This window comes from Paractinoplanes pyxinae, assembly GCF_026626335.1.
Taxonomy (GTDB): Bacteria; Actinomycetota; Actinomycetes; order Mycobacteriales; family Micromonosporaceae; genus Actinoplanes; species Actinoplanes pyxinae.
On the sequence record NZ_JAPNTZ010000025.1, the window covers coordinates 51,711 to 72,077 of the forward strand.

General features: G+C 70.4%; 15 protein-coding genes. 4 read left to right on the plus strand and 11 right to left on the minus strand.

Going from position 1 to position 20,367, the window contains the following annotated elements:
* The first annotated feature begins 67 nt into the window (after positions 1 to 67).
* Complete coding sequence (locus OWR29_RS45585) at positions 68 to 1,306, plus strand: ROK family protein (protein ID WP_267569933.1); 1,239 nt, start codon at positions 68 to 70, stop codon at positions 1,304 to 1,306.
* 59 nt (positions 1,307 to 1,365) lie between these two features.
* On the opposite strand, the gene OWR29_RS45590 is transcribed toward OWR29_RS45585, so the two are convergent.
* The 8 genes from OWR29_RS45590 to OWR29_RS45625 all read right to left on the minus strand — a co-directional run bounded on the left by OWR29_RS45590 (position 1,366) and on the right by OWR29_RS45625 (position 10,837).
* Positions 1,366 to 2,754, minus strand: coding sequence for a GH1 family beta-glucosidase (locus tag OWR29_RS45590; protein WP_267569934.1), 1,389 nt, complete (start codon positions 2,752 to 2,754; stop codon positions 1,366 to 1,368).
* 62 nt (positions 2,755 to 2,816) lie between these two features.
* On the minus strand, positions 2,817 to 3,821 hold the full coding sequence (locus OWR29_RS45595; protein ID WP_267569935.1) for an ABC transporter ATP-binding protein: 1,005 nt from the start codon (positions 3,819 to 3,821) through the stop codon (positions 2,817 to 2,819).
* A complete protein-coding gene (locus OWR29_RS45600; protein WP_267569936.1) occupies positions 3,822 to 4,892 on the minus strand; it encodes an ABC transporter permease in 1,071 nt (356 codons plus the stop codon).
* Positions 4,893 to 4,895: 3 nt separating this feature from the next.
* The gene (locus OWR29_RS45605; RefSeq protein ID WP_267569938.1) at positions 4,896 to 5,876 is read right to left on the minus strand and encodes an ABC transporter permease; all 981 of its coding nucleotides are present in this window, start codon (positions 5,874 to 5,876) and stop codon (positions 4,896 to 4,898) included.
* Complete coding sequence (locus OWR29_RS45610) at positions 5,873 to 6,949, minus strand: ABC transporter ATP-binding protein (protein WP_267569939.1); 1,077 nt, start codon at positions 6,947 to 6,949, stop codon at positions 5,873 to 5,875. The genes OWR29_RS45605 and OWR29_RS45610 overlap by 4 nt, the downstream gene beginning before the upstream one ends.
* Positions 6,950 to 7,020: 71 nt before the next feature.
* Complete coding sequence (locus OWR29_RS45615) at positions 7,021 to 8,709, minus strand: ABC transporter substrate-binding protein (RefSeq protein WP_267569941.1); 1,689 nt, start codon at positions 8,707 to 8,709, stop codon at positions 7,021 to 7,023.
* Positions 8,710 to 8,794: 85 nt separating this feature from the next.
* Positions 8,795 to 9,796, minus strand: coding sequence for a LacI family DNA-binding transcriptional regulator (locus OWR29_RS45620; RefSeq protein WP_267569942.1), 1,002 nt, complete (start codon positions 9,794 to 9,796; stop codon positions 8,795 to 8,797).
* 156 nt (positions 9,797 to 9,952) lie between these two features.
* The gene (locus OWR29_RS45625; RefSeq protein WP_438872743.1) at positions 9,953 to 10,837 is read right to left on the minus strand and encodes an NAD-dependent protein deacetylase; all 885 of its coding nucleotides are present in this window, start codon (positions 10,835 to 10,837) and stop codon (positions 9,953 to 9,955) included.
* A gap of 58 nt (positions 10,838 to 10,895) precedes the next feature.
* On the opposite strand from OWR29_RS45625, the gene OWR29_RS45630 reads away from it, so the two are divergent.
* Together OWR29_RS45630 and OWR29_RS45635 are read left to right on the plus strand one after the other, a co-directional pair.
* Positions 10,896 to 11,261, plus strand: a complete 366-nt coding sequence (locus tag OWR29_RS45630) for a DUF2203 domain-containing protein (RefSeq protein WP_267569944.1) — start codon at positions 10,896 to 10,898, stop codon at positions 11,259 to 11,261.
* 47 nt (positions 11,262 to 11,308) lie between these two features.
* Positions 11,309 to 12,001 carry a hypothetical protein gene (locus OWR29_RS45635; protein ID WP_267569945.1) on the plus strand — a complete coding sequence of 231 codons (693 nt, stop codon included), beginning with the start codon at positions 11,309 to 11,311 and terminating at the stop codon, positions 11,999 to 12,001.
* Between the two features lie 18 nt (positions 12,002 to 12,019).
* On the opposite strand, the gene OWR29_RS45640 is transcribed toward OWR29_RS45635, so the two are convergent.
* From OWR29_RS45640 to OWR29_RS45650, 3 genes are all read right to left on the minus strand, one after another.
* Positions 12,020 to 14,542 (minus strand): DNA gyrase/topoisomerase IV subunit A, encoded by a 2,523-nt coding sequence (locus tag OWR29_RS45640; protein ID WP_267569947.1) that lies wholly within the window; start codon positions 14,540 to 14,542, stop codon positions 12,020 to 12,022.
* A 13-nt stretch (positions 14,543 to 14,555) separates the two neighbouring features.
* Complete coding sequence (locus OWR29_RS45645; RefSeq protein WP_267569948.1) at positions 14,556 to 16,607, minus strand: DNA gyrase/topoisomerase IV subunit B; 2,052 nt, start codon at positions 16,605 to 16,607, stop codon at positions 14,556 to 14,558.
* A 150-nt stretch (positions 16,608 to 16,757) separates the two neighbouring features.
* A complete protein-coding gene (locus OWR29_RS45650; RefSeq protein ID WP_267569949.1) occupies positions 16,758 to 17,390 on the minus strand; it encodes an adenylate/guanylate cyclase domain-containing protein in 633 nt (210 codons plus the stop codon).
* A 178-nt stretch (positions 17,391 to 17,568) separates the two neighbouring features.
* Here OWR29_RS45650 and OWR29_RS45655 point away from each other — a divergent pair, with 178 nt between their 5' ends.
* Positions 17,569 to 20,364, plus strand: a complete 2,796-nt coding sequence (locus tag OWR29_RS45655) for an ATP-binding protein (protein WP_267569950.1) — start codon at positions 17,569 to 17,571, stop codon at positions 20,362 to 20,364.
* Positions 20,365 to 20,367 lie beyond the last annotated feature (3 nt).

Sequence of the window (20,367 nt, forward strand, 5' to 3'; positions counted from 1 at the left end):
GTTAGATGGCAGTCCGGCAGTCGCCACGAGACGGCGGTCCGGCAGTCGAGACGGCGGGGGTGCGGGGTTGGAGACCAGGCGTACGACGGTGCGTGACGTGCGCCGGGCGAACCGGTCCAGCCTGCTCACCGACCTGTTCCACGGCGGCCTGCAGAGCCGGCAGCAACTCGCCGCGAGCACGGCGCTGAGCCAGGCCAGTGTCAGCAACCTGATCGGCGAGATGATCGAGGAGGGCCTGGTCGAGGAGGCCGGCCTGGTCGGGTCGGACGGCGGCCGCCCGCGTGTGCTGCTGCGGGTGCGGCCCGGCTTCCGCTACGTGGTGGGCGCCGACGTCGGCGAGACCCGGGTGCTGGTCGAGCTGTACGACCTCGAGATGAACCGGCTGGCCGTGTCCCGGCTGGAGCACGACGACGGCCCCGAGCAGGTGGCCGGCCGGCTGCTGACCGGGCTGAGCGCGGTGCTCGACGAGGCCGGGGTGGCTCCGGCCGACGTGCTCGGGTACGGGGTCGGGGTGCCGGGCGTGGTCGGTTCGGACGGGGTGGTCGACTCGCAGTCCACGGGCTGGGACTCGGCGCCGCTGGGCGAGATGCTGCGGGCCGGCACCGAGGTGCCGATCTTCGTCGAGAACGGGGCCAAGACGCACGGCCAGGCCGAGATGTGGTTCGGCGCCGGGCGGGGCGCGCGGCACGTGGTCGTGGTCATGACCGGGCTGGGCGTGGGCGCGGCCGTGGTGATGGACGGGCGCAGCTACTACCGGGGTGCGAACAGCAATGCCGGCGAGTGGGGGCACACCACGCTGGTGTACGACGGCGACGAGTGCCGGTGCGGGGCGCGAGGCTGCCTCGAGGCGTACATCGGCTCCGACCGGATCGCGCACCGACTGGCCGCGGCGACCGGTGAACCGTACTCGAAAGAACTTCTGCCCCGGCTGCTGGAAACGCCCGATCTGGCGCCGGAGGCCGTGGCGGTGTTCGAGCAGACGGCCGGCTATCTGGGCGCGGGGCTGGCCGATCTGATCAACCTGTTCAGCCCGGAACGGATCGTGCTCGGCGGCGTGACGGGGTCGGTGTTCGGGGCGCGCTTCCTGCCCGAGATCCGTGCCGCCGCGGCTCGGCACGCGCTGCGACGACCGTACGCGCAAACGACCATCAGCATCTGCGAGCTGGGCGTCGACGCGGTGGCGATGGGCGCGGCCACCCTGCCGATCGCGCAGCTGCTGGCCGAGGGCGGCCTGCCCGAGCCCACCGACCAGATCCTGGCCTTCACCCCGCGTCAGCGCCGCCCCGGAGAACGAGCGCGGCGCTGACGGAAGCTCGGCGTCAGCGCCGCCCCGGATAAAGAGCGCGGCGCTGACGAGAGGAACGCTCAGGCGCGCAGCGCGGCGATCGAGTCGCGGAACCAGAGCGCGCTCTGCTTGGGCGTGCGCTCCTGCGTCTCGTAGTTGACGTGCACGATGCCGAACCGCTTGGCGTAGCCCTCGGCCCACTCGAAGTTGTCGAGCAGCGACCACGCGAAGTAGCCCCGCACGTCCGCTCCCTGCTCGCGGGCGGCGGCCACCGCGGCGATGTGCGAGGCCAGATATTCCGTACGGTCGTCGTCGGCCACGTAGCCCGACTCGTCCGGCTGGTCGTCGAACGCCGCGCCGTTCTCGGTGATCACCATGGGCAGGCCGGGGTAGTCGCGGTGCAGGCGGACCAGCAGCTGGGTGAAGCGCTCCGGCGTGATCGGCCACCCCATCGCCGTACGGGCGGTGTCGGGAAGCACGGAACGGACCACCGGCTCGCCGTTGGCCTCGTGGGTGCGGCCTTCCTCGTCCGTGCCGGCGAAGTCCTGTCCGAAGTAGAAGTTGACGCCCAGCGTGTCGAACGGCGTCGAGATGATCTCGAGGTCGCCGTCCTGGACGGGCATCGCCGAGCCGCGGGCGGCCAGGTCGGCCACCACGTCGGCCGGGTACTCGCCGCGCCGCAGCGGGTCCAGGTACAGCCGCAGCCCCATGCCGTCGGCGCGGCGGGCGGCGTCCCGGTCCTCCTCGGTGTCGCCGTGCGGGTCGGCCGTGCCCATGTTCAGCGTGATGCCGTAGTTGTGGGGCCGGGTCTCGGCGGCCCGCATCCGCTGGACGGCCAGGCCGTGCCCGAGCAGCAGGTGGTGGGTGGCGGCCAGCGAGGCGTCGAAGTCCTTGCGGCCGGGCGCGTGCACGCCGACGTTGTAGCCCAGCCAGGCCGAGCACCACGGCTCGTTCAGCGTGGTGAACGTGTCGACGCGGTCCTGCAGTTTGTCGAAGACGAGAGAGGCGTAGTCGGCGAACCGGTAGGCGGTGTCACGGTTGGGCCAGCCGCCCGCGTCCTCCAGCTCCTGCGGCAGGTCCCAGTGGTACAGCGTGACCCAGGGGGCGATCCCGTTCTCGAGCAGCTCGTCCACCAGCCGCTCGTAGAAGCCGAGGCCGGCCGGGTTGACCGGGCCGCGGCCGCCGGGCTGCACCCGCGGCCAGGCCACCGAGAACCGGTAGCTGTCGACGCCGAGGCTCTTCATCAGCGCGACGTCCTGCGGCATCCGGTGGTAGTGGTCGCACGCCACGTCGCCGTTGTCGGCGTTGACCACGGCGCCGGGCACCCGCGAGAAGGTGTCCCAGATGGACGGTGTGCGGCCGTCCTCGGCGACCGCGCCCTCGATCTGGTACGACGCCGTCGCCACGCCCCAGAGGAACTGCGCGGGCAGCCCGGTGGCGAGCGGGACGGAGGTGGTGGTGGGGTTCATGGCACTCCAGTGGGGATTGGTTAAAGAAGGGGCCGGTCCGCCAAGGCGGACCGGCCCCCGTTTCATCCGACGGGTTGCTCCGTGGGATGCAGCCAGCACGCGACGGAACGTGCGGCTCCGTCCGGGGTGTCGGGCCGGCCGAGCACGGGGATGTGCGGCGCGCACGGCTCGAACGCCTTGGGACACCGGGGGTGGAACGAGCAGCCGCTGGGCATGCCGGCCAGGTCGGGCGGCGACCCGGGGATGCCGGCCAGCTCGCGGCGCGGCCCGCGCAGGGCGGGGAAGGAACTGAGCAGACCCTTCGAGTACGGGTGCAGGGCATCGCGGTAGATCGTCGCGGCCGGCGCCTCCTCGACAATCCGGCCGCCGTACATGATGGCGATCCGGTTCGAGAACTCGACCAGCAGCGACAGGTCGTGCGTGATGAAGATGACCGAGAACCCGAGGCGCTCGCGCAGCTCGATCAGCTGACCCAGGATCTGCCGCTGCATCACCACGTCGAGGGCGGTGGTCGGCTCGTCCATGATGACCACCTGCGGCTGCAGGATCAGCGCCATGCCGATCATGACGCGCTGCCGCATGCCGCCCGAGAGCTGGTGCGGGTAGGCGTCCATCCGGTCGGGCGAGATGCCGACCAGCTTGAGCATCTCGCGGGCCCGGGCGTTGCGGCTGTGCTCGCTCATCTTGGGCTCGTGGGCCTTGAGCACGTCGGTCAGCTGGGTCGAGATCTTGTGCACCGGGTTGAGCGAGTTCATCGCGCCCTGGAACACGATCGCCGTCTCGGCCCAGCGGAACGCGCGCAGCGCCCGGTCCGAGAGGCCGAGGACGTCGTACGCCTCCCCCTGCTCGGGGTGGTAGATGACCTCGCCGCCGGTGATCACGCCGGGCGGGGCGAGCAGCCGGGTCAGGCCGTAGGCCAGTGTCGACTTGCCGGATCCGCTCTCGCCGGCCAGGCCCAGCACCTCGCCCTTGTGCAGGGTCAGGTTGACGTCGCGGACCGCGCGCACGGCTTTGTCGCCCAAGCCGTACTCGACGTTGAGGTTGCGAATCTCGAGGACGGGTTCCATCTACTTAGCCGCCTCTCGGGCCACCGGTGTCATGGCGTCGGGGTGTGCCTGGGCTCGGGTGTGCGGCTCGGCCGAGTTGTCCAGAACGGGCGTGAAGCCGATCCGCATCCGCACGGTGCCACCCGAAGCCGTCTTGAGCTTGGTCTTGCCGGCGCTGCGCAGCCGCGGGCTGACGAACTCGTCGATCGCGAAGTTGATGAGCGAGAGCGCCGTGCCGAGGAAGGCGATGGCCAGACCGGCCGGTACGAACCACCACCACGCGCCCTGGGCCAGCGCCTGCTGCCCCTGCGCCCAGAACAGGATCGTGCCCCAGTTCCAGCCGGCCGCCGACACGATGCCGATGAAGGCCAGGGTGATCAGCGAGAGCACGGCGAAGATGACCGTGCCGATGAACCCGGACGCGATCACCGCGGTCAGGTTGGGCAGCAGCTCGAAGCCGATGATCCGCCAGGTCTTCTCGCCGGTGGCCCGGGACGCCTCGATGTAGTCGCGCCGGCGCAGCGAGAGCGTCTGCGCGCGCAGCACCCGGGCGTTCCACGACCACGAGGTGAGGCCGATGATCAGCGCGATCAGCAGGTTGCTGGCGTTGTCCAGGACCGAGGTGATGATGATCATCAGCGGGATGGCCGGGATCACCAGGAACACGTTGGACAGCGCGGACAGCGTGTCGTCGGTCTTGCCGCCGAGGTAGCCGGCCGTGATGCCGATGATCACGGACAGCACGGTGGCGATGGCGCCGGCCAGGAAGCCGACGAACACCACGGGCCGGGTGCCGTCGAGCACCTGGCTGAACACGTCCTGCCCGAGGTGGGTGGTGCCGAACCAGTGCTCGGCCGACGGCGGCTGGATCAGGTCGTTGCTGCGCGCGTCCGGGTCGTACGGCGTGACCCAGGGCCCGATGATCGCGAACAGCACGTAGATGCCCAGGATGATCAGCCCGAAGGCCGCCTTCTTGTTCTTCAGGAACAGGAACCGCTGCCGCTTGGCCTTCGCCGGCTTGGCGGCCTCCGGTGCGGCCATCGCCCCCTGGCCGGGGATGACCTGGGCGGTGCTCGAGGTGGGGATCGTCATCGCTCAGCCCTCCTTGCGGGTGCGCGGGTCGAGAAGCAGGTAGGCCAGGTCGGCCAGCAGGTTCGCGACCAGCACCGAGATGGTGATGACCAGGAAGATGCCCTGCATCAGCGGGTAGTCCTTGGCCCCGAGCGCCTGCAGCAGGATGAACCCGAGACCGGGGTACGAGAAGACGATCTCGACCAGCAGCGTGCCGCCGACGATGAAGCCGAGCGACAGGGCGAACCCGGAGATGTTGGGCAGCAGCGCGTTGCGGGCGGCGTAGCTCACCGCGACCCGGCGCTCGGAGAGGCCCTTGGCGTGCGCCACGGTGATGTAGTCCTCGGACGAGACGGTCACCATCATGTTGCGCATGCTCAGGATCCAGCCGCTGACCGACGAGATCAGGATGGTCAGCGCGGGCAGCAGGCTGTGCTGCAGGGCGCTCGGGATGAAGTACTGGTCCCAGGCCGGCACCAGCGACGAGTCGAAGCCGCCGGACGACGGGAAGAAGCTGTCCGGGCCGGTCAGCAGGTAGATGGCGATGATGCCGAGCCAGAAGTACGGCACCGACGAGAAGAACGTGGTGACCGGCAGCAGGCCGTCGGTCCACGAGCCGCGCCGCCACCCGGCCAGCACGCCCAGGCTGGTGCCGATCAGGAAGCTGATGATCGTGGTGATGCCGACCAGCAGCACCGTCCACGGCAGCGCGTCCCCGATGATCTGCGAGACCGGCGACGGGAAGAACGTGAAGGACAGGCCCAGGTCGCCGCGGAACAGCTGCGCCCAGTAGTCGAGGTACTGCTGCCACAGGCCTTTGTCGTCGTCCAGGCCGAACAGAACGTAGAGCGAGTTGATGGCCTCGGTGCTGAGCTGGCCGCGGAACTTGGCGATCAGCGACTGCACCGGGTCACCGGGCACCAGCCGCGGGATGAAGAAGTTGAGGGTGATCGCGGCCCACGCGGTGAACAGGTAGAACGCGATGCGCTGCAGGAAGTACTTCACCTCGCCACCGCCTCTCCGGGCGTCGATGCCGCGACCGTCGCCTCGTCGTAGAGCCAGCAAGCCGCCCAGTGCCCGGGCCGGTCGCCGATCTCGAGCCGGATCGGCAGATCGGTGGTGCACCGTTCCATCGCCATCGGGCAGCGCGGGTGGAACCGGCAGCCCGACGGCGGGCGGATCAGACTCGGCGGCTCGCCGTTGCCCCGGTCCTCCTCGGCCGCGTCGACGTCGCCGGCCAGCCGGTCCGGGTCGGGCGCGGAGTCGATGAGCAGCCGGGTGTAGGGGTGGGCGGGAGTCTGCGTGACGGTCTCGCTGTCGCCGCCCTCGACCATCCGGCCCGCGTACATCACCAGGGTCTCGTCGGCGAAGTAGCGGGCCGAGGCGATGTCGTGGGTGATGTAGAGGATGGCCAGGTTGAGGCGTTCCTTGAGGTCGCGCAGCAGGTTGAGCACGCCGAGGCGGATCGACACGTCCAGCATGGACACCGGCTCGTCGGCCAGCAGCGCCTCGGGCTGGGCGCCCAGCGCGCGGGCGATGGCCACACGCTGCCGCTGGCCGCCGGAGAGCTCGTGCGGGAACTTGTCGAGGTAGCGCTCGGGCGGGGTGAGGCTGACCCGGGTGAGCAGTTCGTTCAGCGCGTTCTCGAGGTCGGCGTCGGTCCGGCCCGCGTTGTGATGGATCTTCAGCGCGCGGGTGAGGTGATAGCGGATCGTGTGCACCGGGTTGAGCGACGCGAACGGGTCCTGGAAGATCATCTGGACCCGGGCCGCGTACGCCCGGAAAGCACTTCCGCCCTTGACCTTGGTCGTCTCGCCGTGCAGCTGGATGTCGCCGTCCGTACGCGGGTAGAGCTGGGCGAGCAGCCGGGCCACCGTGCTCTTGCCCGAGCCGGACTCGCCGACCAGCGCGACCACCCGGCCGCGGCGCAGAGTGAGGTGCACGTCGTCGACGGCGTGCACGGCCGTCCGTTCTCGCGAGAACAGCTGGCGCAGTCCGCGGCGTACGGGAAAGTGCTTGGTCAGGCCGATCGCCTCGAGCACCACCTCGCCGGCGGGCGCTTTCGCGTCCTGTGTCATGCCGGGTTCCTTCATTTTCAACGGCGGTGGCCGCCCCCACCCGGCGGCACGGGTGGGGGCGGCGACCACGATCAGGAGTTGGCGGGCTTGAGCTTGCTGATGATCAGCGACACGTACGGCTGGGTCGGCTGCGCACCCGAGTAGGGGTCCGCGTCGGTGGGCCAGCCGGTCCAGTTCTTGTCGCTGTAAGCCGCGCCGACGTTGTCCGCGCCGACCGGGAACATCGGGGCCTGCTCCACGAAGACCTTCTGGATCTGGTTCATCGCCGTGGTGCGGGCCTCGTCGCTGGTCGCGTTCTTGTACGCGGTCAGCGCGGCGGTCGCCTCGGGGCTCTTGAAGCGGCCGAAGTTGCCCTGCTGAGCGGCGGTGCCGATCGGCTTGAGCAGGTCGCCGTCCATGACGGTCTGGTAGATGTCGTACGGCGTGGCGCCGCCGTTCGTCCACCGCATCGAGGCCTCGAAGGCGCCCGTCTGCACGTTCTTGTCCCAGACGTCCTGGTTGGGCTTCTCGACGGTCGCCTCGATGCCGATCTCGGCGAAGTTGCTCTTGATGATCTCGAGCGAGGTCTGGTAGTCCGACCACGGCGCGGGGTCGCTGAGCTTGATCTTCACCGGCTTGCCGCTCGGGTCGGTCAGCGTCTTGCCGTTGAGCTTGTAGCCGGCGCTCTGCAGCAGGGCCTTGGCCCCGGCCACGTCGTTCGAGAACTCCTTGCCCTTGTACTCCGGGGCGATGAACGCGTCACCGGCGCCCGGCGGCAGACCGGTCACGCTCTTGATCTCGGGGTGGAAGTACGCGGCCTCGGCCTGGTTGAAGATGTCGGTCCGGTTGATCACCATGTTCATGGCCTGACGCAGCTTCACGTCGTCGAACGGCTTGATCGTGGTGTTGATGTAGAGACCGTGGATGCCGAGCACGCCGGGCGCCCACACCTTGTGGTGCGCCGGGTCCTTGTCGATGAAGGTCGCCTTCGGGTTGGGCAGGAAGACGAACGACCACTCGGCGTCGCCGTTGGCCAGCGCGGTGCCCTGGGCGTTGTTGTCGGCGTAGGAGACGTAGCGCAGCTCCTTGACCGCCGGCAGGTTCTGCCAGTAGCCCTCGGTGCGCACCGACAGCGTGACACCGGCCTGGGTGAACGACTTCAGCGTGTACGGGCCGGAGCCGATCGGGTTCTTGTTGACGTCGGTCGCCGGGTCCGAGATCTTCTCCCAGACGTGCTTGGGCACGATCGGGGTGCTCGCCATGATCTTGTTCTGGTTGACGAACTGCGGCGTCTTGAAGGTGACCTTCACGACGTTGCCGGCCACCGTGATCTGGTCGAACGGGATGGCGTTCTGGTTGAGCGCCTCGTTGCCCTTGAGCAGCGTGAACGTGTAGGCCACGTCGTCGGCGGTCAGCTTCTGGCCGTCCGACCAGGTGGCGTTGTCGCGCACGGTGACCTCGGCCGACTTGTAGTCGTCGGCCCACTTGACCGCGCTGGCCAGCCACGGGATGGCCGGCTCGGCCGGGCGCACCGGGTTCCACTGGGTCAGCGGCTCGTAGATCATCCACTTGTAGCCGAGCGCGTTCGCCGAGGAGGTGCCGGCGAACGGGTTGTGGTTCTCGGTCTGCGTGCCGTTGGGCATGCCGATCTTGAGGAAGTCCACCGACGACTTGTTCGCGTTGTTGGCGTTGTTGGCGTTGGGCGAGTCGCCGCACGCGGCCAGGCCGCCCGTGGCGAGCACGCTCGCCACGGCGACCGCGAACAGTTTCCTTCTCTGCATCGCGAAAATCTCCTCGGTTTCAGGGTGTGAGGGCGTGCGTCATCACGGCGCCGGCTCGCCGGCCGGCCCCGCAGGTTTCAGTCAGTCAGGCGACTGTGGAGGGTCGGGTGGTGAAGGTGGTGGGGATGACGGTGGGACGGTTGGGCAGGGGTGTGCCCTCGAAGTGGGCGAGCAGCGTGCGAGCCGCGGCCTCACCCATCTCGCGCAGCGGTTGGTGCACGGTCGTCAGCGGCGGCTGGGTGTGCGCCGCGGTCGGTATGTCGTCGAAGCCGACCACCGCCACGTCCTGCGGCACCCGCCGGCCCGCGTCGAGCAGGGCCTGCATGGCGCCGATGGCGGCGAGGTCGTTGTGGGCGAAGACGGAGTCGAACTCCACTCCGGACTTGATCGCGGCCTGCACGGCGTCGGCGCCCCGGTCGACCGTGAAGTCGCCCAGGAACAGCCGGTCGGCGGCGATCGGGTGGCCGGCCTCGGCGTAGACCGAGGCGAAGCCGGCGTGGCGCTGCTGGGTGCAGCCGAACCTCTCCGGCCCCGAGATCACCAGCGGCCTGGTGCGCCCGATCTCGAGCAGGTGCCGGGCGGCCGAACCCGCGCCGTCGTGGTTGGTGGTGCCGACGCTCGGGATCTCGCCCGAGGTCTGGTCGCGGTCGTCGATGAGCACGACCGGCAGGCCGCGGCGGTGCAGCGTGGCGATGTAGTCGAGGGTGCCCTCGGGCTCGATGACCAGCAGGCCGTCGAACGACTTGGCGGACACCTGCGCGCCGAATTGGCGCATCGACTCCTCGCCGCGGTTGCAGGTGAACAGCAGCAGGCCGTAGCGCTCGGTCTCGAGGACGTCGACCGCGCCCTGGATGACGTCGCCGATCCACGGCCAGGTGAGCGAGGGCACCAGCATGCCGACGACCCGGGTGCGCCCGCGGGCGAGCCCGACGGCCCGGGAACTCGGCACGTAGCCCAGCTCCTCGATCACCGCACGGACCCGCGCGGCGGTCGATTCGTCCAGCTCACCCTTGCCGTTGAGCACCCGGGACACGGTCGTCTTGCTGACCTTGGCCCGAGCCGCCACATCGGCGATGGTGATTGGCACTGGTCCTCCTGACGTGTCACCACTTCGTTGCGGCCGGATTTCGGAACCGGTTTCGGAAGCGGTTTCGGCAGTTAACGCCAGTGAACCGGGTCACGTCAACGGCGACCATGAATTACTTAGGTTTCAGAACGATAAAGCGCGGGTACCTACTGCCGCCTAAATGCGGACGGGACCGGACGAAACCTCAGCCAGGTGAGGCAGAACGATGCCCAATGGGGCATCGATGTGAAGGCCCGCGTACGGCTCGCCGCGCGTCACGCCGCGGTTGACGATCGCGACCCGGATGCCCTCTTTGGCCGCGCGCAGAACGAACCGCCGGCCCGACATGACGGTCAGCGAAGAACCGAGAACCAGCAGCGTACGGGCGTTCCCGACCAGCGCGAAGCTGCGCGACACCCGGTCCGGCGGCACCGTCTCGCCGAAGTAGACCACGTCCGGCTTGAGCATGCCGCCGCAGTTCAGGCAGTCGACGACCGTGAATCTGTCGAGATCGGTGTCGTCGAGTTCGGCGTCGCCGTCGGCGTTGATCGCGACCGCGGCCGCGTCGAAGGCCGGATTGGCCTCGTCGAGCCGGGCCGCCAGCACCTCGCGAGCCGTCAGATCACCGCAATCCAGGCAGACGATGCGGGCCAGGTTGCCGTGCAGCTCGACCACGCCGGTCGCGCCGGCCGCCTGGTGCAGCCCGTCGACGTTCTGGGTGATGATGCCGTCGACTGCGCCGCAGCCCTGCAGGGCGGCGACCGCCCGGTGGCCGTCGTTGGGGAACGCCTCCCCGATCGTCCGCCAGCCCAGGTGCGAGCGCGCCCAGTACCGCCGGCGGGCGATCGGGTCGCGGGTGAAGGCCTGGTAGGTCATGGGCGTGCTGCGCCGGGCCGACCCGGACGGGCCGCGATAGTCCGGAATACCGGAGTCGGTGGAAAGTCCCGCGCCGCTCAGAATCACCACGCCGCCCTCGGCGATCCACGCCCCGAGCTCGGCCACCTGCTCCACAACCTGTAGGTCCACCCAGCAATGGTCCCTCGCCCGACCCCGGGCGGCCATCGTTAAGAAACCCCGTCTCCCCTATGCGTGATCGACTTGAGCTGGCACTCTCAGTGGCATGGGGTTGTTCACGCTGGGTGAGGCGCGGGACGAACTGAAGCGGTTGCGGCCCGTACTGGACGAGATCGTCGCGCTGCGGGCCGACGCGGCCGAGCTGGGGGCGGTGATCGGGGTGTCCGGCGGGCCCCCGACGCCGCTGGGCGGGCTGCCGGAGTTCAAGGCGACCACGGCTCGGCTCGACGACTTGATGACCGAGGTGCAGCAGACCGGGGCCGTGCTCAAGAGCCTGGCTCCGCTGCTGATCGACTTCCCGGGCGAGGTGGACGGGGTCGACGTCGACCTGTGCTGGCTCGAGGGCGAGGACGGCCTCGACTGGTACCACCGCTCCGACCTGGGCTTCGCCGGGCGCCGCCGCCTCCCCTGACCCGCCGGCCGGGGGTTCGGTGGGCGGTGTCGCCTACCCTGACGTTGATGCGCGTCGACGTCAGGCACTGGCTCAAGGCCGGCTGGTCCGGCGCGGCCGTCGTGCTGCTCGTCGCCGTCGGCTACCGGTACTTCTGCACGGTGGCGCTCGCCCTGGTGCTCGCGGCCTACTGCGCCCACAAGGTCCGGCGGGCGATGTCGCTGCGGGCGATGGCCCGCTGGGCGGCCGCGATGGGCTGCTTCCCGGTCGAGCCCGCGACCATCGAGTGGCCCTGGCAGAACCTGCACCTGCAGGGCAGCAGCAAGGTCACGTACGCCTGGACCGGCGACATCGAGGGCCTGCCGGTGACCTTCGGTGAGGTCCGGTGGTCGGGCAACGCGTTCGGCGGTGCGGTGCTCGACCGGGACGGCAAGGGGACGTTCGTGGTGGTCGGGCTGCCCTGCGAACAACCACCGATGGCCATCCGGCTGCCGTACACGGTCATCGGCGACTCGCCCCGGCTCGAACAACCGGCACTCCGTCACGCATTCAGCATCATGGAGATCCCGCCGTTCACCGTCCGCGACACCGAACTGTTCACGGTCGAGCCCCGCGAGCACGCCCTGAACCCGGGCGCGGCCTACCGCGCGGTGCGCCGGGCCCTGCTCGTCGTCCGCCTGCTCGACATCGGCCCCGACCGCCCCCTGCCCGCCGCGCCGGACCTCGCAGCCGCAACGGACCCCGCAGCCACGCCGGACTAGCCGGCGTGGCGCCGGGCGTCAGCCGCGTTCGATCAGGTGCCCGATGATCTGCGGGCCCATCAGGACGGCCTCGCCCGAGCCGTCGCGGCGGGCGTCCTGGTTGGGCAAGTCGATCGGGTCGCCCGTGTTGCTCGAGCCGACCGGGCGCGGGCCGACCCAGGCCACCGTCAGCCGGGTCTCGCCCTTGAGGAACCGCTGCACCCGGACGCCGCCGGTCGCGCGCCCCTTGGCCGGGTACGACGCGAACGGGCTGACCTTCACCTGGGTGCCGGTCGAGGTGACCACCATCGGCTCGCCGTGGTCATGGTCGGCCGTGGCGACCGCGTTGAACGAGATCACCTCGGCCCCGGCCGACAGGTTGATGCCGGCCATGCCGCCGCCCTTGAGGCCCTGCGGCCGCACGTTCTTGGCCGGGAACCGCAGCAGCGAGGCGTCGGAGGTGACGAACACCAGCGACTCGGCGCCGTCGGTGAGCCAGCTGGCCTGCAGCACCTCGTCGCCGTCCTTGAGCGTGATCACCTCGAACTCGTCCGACCGCACCGGCCACTCGGGCGCGCAGATCTTGATCACGCCGTGCTTGGTGCCCATGGCGATGCCCGGCGAGTCACCGGCCGTCAGCGGGGCCAGGCCGACCACCTTCTCGCCCTTTTCCAGCGGGATCAGCTCGGACGCGGACATGCCGCCGCGGATCGACACCGTGCCGATCTGCTCGGGCAGCACCGGCAGCGGAAGAACGTCTGTCTTGAAGGCGCGGCCGCGGTTGGTGACCAGCAGGATGCGGCCCCGCGCGGTCGAGTGCACCACGGCCCGTACGGCGTCGTGCTTGACCCGCCCCGACCGGCGGCGCCCCTCGGTCGCCTCTTCGCTCTCGGCCGCCGTGCGCGCGATCAGCCCGGTCGCCGAGAGGATCACCTGGCACGGGTCGTCGGCCACCTCGAGCGGCCCGGCCGGCGCGGACGCGGCCAGCACCTCTTTCAGGTCGCCGTCGATCAGCGTGGTGCGCCGCGGCGAACCGAACGTCGAGGCCACCTCGGCCAGCTCGTCCGAGACCACCTGCTTCAGCACGTCCTCGTTGTCGAGGATGCGCGACAGCTCGGCGATCTCGGCCCGCAGCCTCTCCTGCTCGGTCTCGAGCTCGATGCGGTCGAACCGGGTGAGCCGCCGCAGCGGGGTGTCCAGGATGTAGGTGGCCTGGATGTCGGACAGGCTGAACTCTTGCATCAGCGACGCCTTGGCCGCGGCCGCGTCGTCGCTGCCCCGGATGATCGCGACCACCCGGTCGATGTCGATCAGCGCGATCAGCAGGCCGTCGACCAGGTGCAGCCGGTCTTGCCGCTTGGTGCGCCGGAACTCGGTGCGCCGGGTCACCACGTCGTAGCGGTGCTGCACGAACACCTCGAGCAGGGCCTTGAGCCCCAGCGTCTGCGGCTGCCCGTCCACCAGCACCAGGTTGTTGATGCCGAACGACGACTCGAGCGGGGTCAGCCGGTAGAGGTCGGCCAGCAGCGCCTGCGGGTTGACACCGACCTTGCACTCGATGACCAGCCGCGTGCCGTGCTCGCGGTCGGTGAGGTCTTTCACGTCGGCGATGCCCTGCAGCCGCGCCGCCTGACGCTGCCCCCGCCGCGGGCCGGAGACGATGAGCTTGCCCTTCACCTCGTCGGTGATCGCCTCGATGATCTTCTCGGTGCCCACCCCGTACGGCAGCTCGGTCACCGTGATGGCCTGGCGGCCGCGCCCACCCTCGAGCGGCCCGGTCTGGGCCCGGGCCCGCATGCGCACGACACCACGCCCGGTCTCGTACGCCCGCCGCACCTCGTCCAGCCCCAGCAGCTGCCCACCGGTCGGCAGGTCGGGCCCCGGCACGAACCGCATCAGCTTGTCGAGAGTGGCATCGGGATTCGTGATCAGATGCCGCGCCGCCGCCACGACCTCGCCCAGGTTGTGCGGGATCATGTTGGTGGCCATCCCGACCGCGATGCCCGACGTCCCGTTCACCAGCAGATTCGGGAACGCCGCGGGCAGCACCTTGGGCTCGATCTCGGAGCCGTCGTAGGTCGGCTTGAAGTCGACAGTGCCCTCGCCGAGCTCGCCGACCAGCAGCATCGCCTCGCGCGACATGCGGGCCTCGGTGTACCGGCTGGCCGCCGGCCCGTCGTCGGGCGAGCCGAAGTTGCCGTGCCCGTCAATCAGCGGGGCGTTGAGCGAGAAATCCTGCGCCAGACGCACCAGGGCGTCGTAGATGGCCAGGTCACCGTGGGGGTGGTACTTGCCCATCACGTCGCCGACGACGCGTGCCGACTTGACGTAGGGGCGGTCGGGGCGGTGGTTCTGCTCCGACATCGACCACAGGATGCGGCGGTGGACGGGCTTCAGGCCGTCGCGCGCGTCGGGGAGGGCGCGCGAGTGGATGACCGAGTACGCGTACTCGAGGTACGAGTCTTCGACCTCCGTGGTCAGCGGGTTGTCGATGACCCGGGCGCCGGCCTGGTCGAACGCGGACAGGTCGACGCGGTTGTCGGTGTTCTTGCGGCGTGCCATGTGCCCAGGCCTCTCAGGCGTCGATCGTCTCTTGGTCGATGCGGCCCGCCGCCTCGATCAGCCAGTTCTTGCGGGGCTCGACCCGCTCGCCCATCAGCAGTTCGAGGGTGGCCTCGGCCCGCTCGGCGTCGTCCAGCGTGATGCGGCGGACGGTGCGGGTGGCCGGGTTCATCGTGGTGTCCCACAGCTCGTCGGCGTCCATCTCGCCCAGGCCCTTGAACCGGGGCACCGGCTTCTGCACGCCGCCACCGCCGCGTTCGATGCGGGCCACCGTCGTTTCCATCTCTTGCTGCGTGTACGTGAAGATGGTCTCGGAGTTGCGGCCCTTGGTGACCACTTTGTGCAGCGGCGGCATCGCGGCGAACAGCCGGCCCTGTTCGATCACCGGGCGCATGTACTTGGCGAACAGGGTGATCAGCAGGGTGCGGATGTGCGAGCCGTCGACGTCGGCGTCCGCCATGATCATGACGCGGCCGTAGCGCATGGAGCTCAGCTCGAAGGTGCGGCCCGAGCCGGCCCCGAGCACCTGCACGATCGCCGAGCACTCGGCGTTGTCGAGCACCTGCTGCAGCGAGGCCTTCTGCACGTTCAGGATCTTGCCGCGGATGGGCAGCAGCGCCTGGTATTCCGAGCTGCGGGCCATGCGGGCCGTGCCCAGCGCGCTGTCGCCCTCGACGATGTAGAGCTCGGAGCGGGCGATGCCGGTGGCCCGGCAGTCGACCAGCTTGGGCGGCATCGAGGCGCCCTCGAGGGCCGTCTTGCGGCGGGCGGCGTCCTTCTGCTGCTTCTGGGTCAGGCGGACGCGGGCGGCGTCGACGACCTTCTGCAGCACGGTGCGGGCCTCGGCCTTGGTCTTGCGGCCGTCGATCCACTCTTTGACGTGCGCCTCGACCAGGCCCTGGAGCACCCGGGTGATGCCGGCCGTGGACAGCTCGTCCTTGGTCTGCGAGGTGAACTGCGGCTCTGGGATGCGCACGTGGATGACGGCGGTCATGCCCTCGAGCAGGTCGTCCAGGACGGGCGGGTCTTCCTTGGGTTTGAGCAGGCCGCGGGTGTTGCGGATGGCCTCGGTCAGGGCGCGGACCAGCGCCCGCTCGAAGCCCTTGCGGTGGGTGCCGCCGTGCACGTTGCGGATTGTGTTGGTGAAGCTCTCGATCGTGCGCTCGTAGCCGGTGCCCCAGCGGAAGGCGATCTCGACCTCGGCCCGGCGCTCGACGTTGGACTGCATCACGCCGTTGGCGTCGGCCGCGTTCTCTTTGTACGTGCCCTCGCCGTTGACCAGCAGGATGCCGGAGACCGGCTTGTCGCCCGCGTGGGTCAGGAACTCGACCATGTCGGTCAGCCCGTGCGGGAAGTGGAAGGTCTCGTTGGTCGTCTCTTCGGCCGTCTCGTCGCGCAGCGTGTACATGACGCCGGGGACGAGGAAGGCCGTGTTGCGCAGCTTGGTGCGGACGGCCTCGACGTCGAGCCGGGCCCCGGTCTCGAAGTAACGGGCGTCGTACCAGTAGCGGATGGACGTGCCGGTGGGCTCGCCCCGCTTCATCTTGCGGACGACGCGCAGCCCGGATTCGGGATGAAAACGGGCCTGCGGGCCCGGACCGTCGAAGGAGCCGGGGACGCCGCGCTGGAACGAGATCTCGTGGACCTTGCCGTCGCGCTTGACGGTGACGTCGAAGCGCAGGGACAGGGCGTTGACCGCGGAGGCGCCGACGCCGTGCAGGCCGCCGGAGGTCTTGTAGCCGGAGCCGCCGAACTTGCCGCCGGCGTGCAGGCGGGTCAGCACCAGCTCGACGCCGTTGAGGCCGGACTTGGTGTTGATGGCGGTCGGGATGCCCCGGCCGTCGTCGTCGACCTGCAGCGAACCGTCGGCGTGGAGGATGACGGCGACCTTGGTGGCGTGGCCGCCGACGCCCTCGTCGGTGCAGTTGTCGATGATCTCGTTGGCGAGGTGGTTGATGCCCCGGCTGTCGGTGGAGCCGATGTACATGCCCGGGCGTTTCCGGACGGCGTCCAGCCCCTCCAGGTGCGTGAGGTCATCAGCCCCGTACAGGATCTCCGCGGTCACGAGGTGGCACTCCCGATCGGCCCAAGGTGGTGGTCAAGTCGCGGCGAGCCTACCGGGACCCTCCGACACTTCTGGTCAACCGAGCCGGGAGCGGCCACCTGTGAACCGATAATTCGGACAAAAGATACGGTTGGTGACCTACAACACCCGTCAGGCGGCGGCCGGTACCGCCCACAGGTGACGCTTGGCCGTCCGGGCGTGCTGCGGAGCCAGCGCCCGCCAGAGCCCGAGCGGCCGCGGCTTGCCCGAGACCCGTACGGGCGGAAGCTCTTGATAGGCGACCAGCTGGTCGGTCACCGCCCGGGTCTCGGAGCAGACCACCACGGTGTCGTGCGGCGCGTACGACTGCAGACGCGACGCCGTGGTGACCACACTCCCGCTGATCATCCCGTGCCCGAAGTCGCGGGTCGCGGCCACGTCGACGATCACGTCGCCGGTGGCCAGACCGACCCGGGTGCGGACGGCGAACCTGCCGGCCAGGAGCTGCCCCCTCAACGCCTCCTGAACCGACAGGCCCACCTTGACCGCCGCAGCGGCCGCCTCCGCGCCGAAGCCGCCGGCGCCGGTGCCGAACACCGCCATCACCGCGTCCCCGACGTACTTCTCCACCACTCCGCCGCCCGCCCGGACCACGTCGGACACGATGCCGAAGTAGTCGCGCTGCAAGGCGCGGACAACCGCGCAGTCCAGGTCGTCGACCAGGGCGGTGAAGCCCACGATGTCGATGAAGAGGACGGTGACGGTCTGACGCCGCTCCTGCTCCGCCATAGCGATTGCGGTCATGTCTTCACGCTCCCCCAGTTCACTGCTGTGCCCCGGGAGTACGGTGCCAGCCGCAGTCGAGAAGCGGATCTGCAGAACGACGTATCTCCGACAGTCCGGCGGCCTCGTCGGTTGTGTGACCGAGAACCGACCGAACCGCCGACAACGGGTCCGGTCACGGGGCATTAGGGTGACCTTCATGGCCAGCGAGGAGGAGGACGGGCCGCTTGTCGGACGCACCGGCACGTTGGCTCAGATCCTGTCCGACCTGCGCAGCGCGGGACCAGGTGGAACCTCCGCGGTGTTCGTCACCGGGGAGAGCGGGGTGGGCAAGAGCCGCTTGCTCCGTGAGACCGCCGTGTCCATGCGCGACGCGGGTTTCGCCGTGCTGTCCGGCACCTGCCTCGACATCGGCGACGCCTCCCCGTTGCACCCTGTTCTTCAGGCCTTGCGCCAGTTCGACCACAATGTTCAGCCGGCCGGTTCCGCCGGCGCTCTGCTCGACAGGGTGTCGCAAGACCTGCGCGAGGTGGCCGGCGAGCGCCGCCTGCTGCTGGTGCTCGACGATCTGCAGTGGGCCGACCGCAGCACCCGGCAGCTGCTGCTCTATCTGCTGGCCGGGCTGGGCGACGTCAAGATCGCGGTGCTGGCCGCCGTCCGGGCCGAGGCGCTGCAGGGCGCCCACCCGCTGCGCAAGGTGCTGGCCGAACTGCGGCGGCTGCGGTCCGTACGCGTCGTCGACCTGGCCCCGCTCGACCGCGACCAGACGGTCGAGCTGGTCACCGCGATCACCCACGGCAAGGTGGAGCCCGAGGACGCCGACCGCGTCTTCAAGCGCAGCGGCGGCAACCCGTTCGTGGCCGAGGAACTGGCCCGTGACCTGCGCGACGGCCGGGTCGAGCTGTCCGACACGCTGCGCGAGATCTTCCTGTCCCGGGTCGACGAGCTGCCGGCCGACGCGCACTCCGTGGTGCACGCGATCGCGGCCGGGGTCGAGCCGGTCAGTCATCCGGTGCTGGCCGCGGTCGTCCCGCTCGCCGAGGCCCAGCTGATCGAGGCCGTCCGGGCCGCGGTCGCCCATCGCTTCGTCATCAGCGATTCCGAGGGCTACCGGCTGCGGCACCGCCTGGTCGCCGAGATCCTCGCCGACGAGGTGCTTCCGGCCGAGGCCACCGTCCTGCACCGCCGGTACGCCGAGGCGCTGTCACTCGCTGAACCCGATCATCCCCGCCTGGCCCATCACTGGCAGAAGGCAGGCGAGCCCAGCCGTGCGCTTCCCTCGGTGGTCGCGTCGGCCCGCTCGGCCGAAGAGCTCTACGGCTTCACCGAGGCCCACCGCTACTGGTCGTCGGCGCTCGAGCTGACCACGGCCGACGCGCCCGAGCGCACCGAGCTGCTGGCCCACGCGGCCGAGTCGGCCCACCAGTGCGGCGAGCACCTGCGGGCCTTGTCCCGCCTCGACGAGTTGTCCGGCCGGCCCGACGCGCCCAGCCCGTGCGATCTGCATCTGCGCCGCGCCCGCTACCTGGCCGCGGCCGGCCGCACGGCCACCGCCGAGGCCGAATACGAACGCGCCCTCGAGTCGCCGGACTGTTCTCCCCGCCAGCGCGCCTCGGCCGCGGCCTACCTGGCCGAGCTGCTGCTGCACCTGGGCCGGTACGCCGACGCCAACGCCCGCGCGGTCGACGCGCTCGAGATGGCCGAGGTCAACGGCTCGACGGCCGACCTGGTGCGGGCCAGCGCGGCGCTCGGCTTCAGCGCCGCGTTCCGCGAGGACCCCGACGCCGGCCTGGCCGTCATCCGCAACGCCGTCGACATCGCCGAGCGCAGCGGCCACCCGGACGAGCTGGGCGTGGCCTATCTGCACCTGGCCGAGCTGCTGACCGGCCCGCTGAACAACATCGAGGAGGGCGTGCTGGTCGCCCGCCGCGGGGCGGAACGCCTGGCCTCGCTGGGCGCGGGCCGCACGTACCAGACTCGCCTGCTGGCCGTCGCGGCCAAGGGACTGTTCCGGGTCGGGCAGTGGTCCGAGGCCGACGCCGTGCTCGAGACGGCGATGCGGCACCGGCCGTCCGGGGCCGACGCGGTCGAGCTGCTGCTGTCCCGGTGCCAGCTGTGGGTCGGCTTCGGCGATGTCGAGGCGGCCCACCGCGACCTCGACGCGGTGGCCACGCTGCTGGCCGGCGGCGGGGCGCGGCACGTGCTGCCGATGCTCACACTGCGCGCCGGCCTGGCCATGTGGCAGGGCGAGCACCCGACGGCGCGGGCGTCGGTGCAGCGCGGGCTCACCGAGACCCGCTCCGACGACCTCGTGCTGATCGGCGTGCTGGCCTGGCACGGCCTGCGGGCCGAGGCCGAGGCGCACGCGGCCGGTCTGCCGGTCGACGCGGGCGCGCTGCGCCGGCTCAAGGTGGCGGTCGAGCGGATGGCGGCCGGCGTCGGGAACGCCGCGGCGCCGGTGCGCGCGGTCATCGACGGCTACCTCGACCTGTGCGCGGCCGAGCTCAGCCGCGTCGAGGGCCGGCAAGACCCGGCTCCGTGGGCCAAGGCCGCCGTCGTGTGGGACAAGCGCGGACAGCCCTACCCGGCCGCCTATTCGCGGCTGCGGCAGGCCGAGGCGGCTCTGCAGCGGCGCTCCCGGAAGGCGACCGCGGCCGTGGCGCTGCGCGAGGCGTACGCCACCGCGACCGCGATGGGCGCGCGCCCGTTCGCGGCCGAGATCGTCTCGGTCGCCCAGCGGTACAAGGTGGCGCTGGCCGGCGACGTCGCCGTCGTGCCCCCGGTCGAGAGCGACGTCACCGACGAGCTCAGCCTGCTCACCACCCGGGAGCGTGAGGTGCTGGCCGCGCTGGCCGAGGGCCTGACCAATCGCGAGATCGGCGAGCGGTTGTTCATCAGCGAGCGCACGGTCGGCGTCCACGTCGGGCACATCTTCGACAAGCTCCAGGTGCGGACGAGAGTGCAGGCCAGCCGGGTCTACCTGACCGCGGCGTGACCT

What these genes read in the sequence shown, in the direction of transcription:
- OWR29_RS45590 (WP_267569934.1), bottom strand. Translation starts at nt 2,754, where the DNA reads ATGAACCCCACCACCACCTCCGTCCCGCTCGCCACCGGGCTGCCCGCG.
- OWR29_RS45595 (WP_267569935.1), bottom strand. Translation starts at nt 3,821, where the DNA reads ATGGAACCCGTCCTCGAGATTCGCAACCTCAACGTCGAGTACGGCTTG.
- OWR29_RS45600 (WP_267569936.1), bottom strand. Translation starts at nt 4,892, where the DNA reads ATGACGATCCCCACCTCGAGCACCGCCCAGGTCATCCCCGGCCAGGGG.
- OWR29_RS45610 (WP_267569939.1), bottom strand. Translation starts at nt 6,949, where the DNA reads ATGACACAGGACGCGAAAGCGCCCGCCGGCGAGGTGGTGCTCGAGGCG.
- OWR29_RS45615 (WP_267569941.1), bottom strand. Translation starts at nt 8,709, where the DNA reads ATGCAGAGAAGGAAACTGTTCGCGGTCGCCGTGGCGAGCGTGCTCGCC.
- OWR29_RS45625 (WP_438872743.1), bottom strand. Translation starts at nt 10,837, where the DNA reads ATGGCCGCCCGGGGTCGGGCGAGGGACCATTGCTGGGTGGACCTACAG.
- OWR29_RS45630 (WP_267569944.1), top strand. Translation starts at nt 10,896, where the DNA reads ATGGGGTTGTTCACGCTGGGTGAGGCGCGGGACGAACTGAAGCGGTTG.
- OWR29_RS45635 (WP_267569945.1), top strand. Translation starts at nt 11,309, where the DNA reads ATGCGCGTCGACGTCAGGCACTGGCTCAAGGCCGGCTGGTCCGGCGCG.
- OWR29_RS45640 (WP_267569947.1), bottom strand. Translation starts at nt 14,542, where the DNA reads ATGGCACGCCGCAAGAACACCGACAACCGCGTCGACCTGTCCGCGTTC.
- OWR29_RS45650 (WP_267569949.1), bottom strand. Translation starts at nt 17,390, where the DNA reads ATGACCGCAATCGCTATGGCGGAGCAGGAGCGGCGTCAGACCGTCACC.
- OWR29_RS45655 (WP_267569950.1), top strand. Translation starts at nt 17,569, where the DNA reads ATGGCCAGCGAGGAGGAGGACGGGCCGCTTGTCGGACGCACCGGCACG.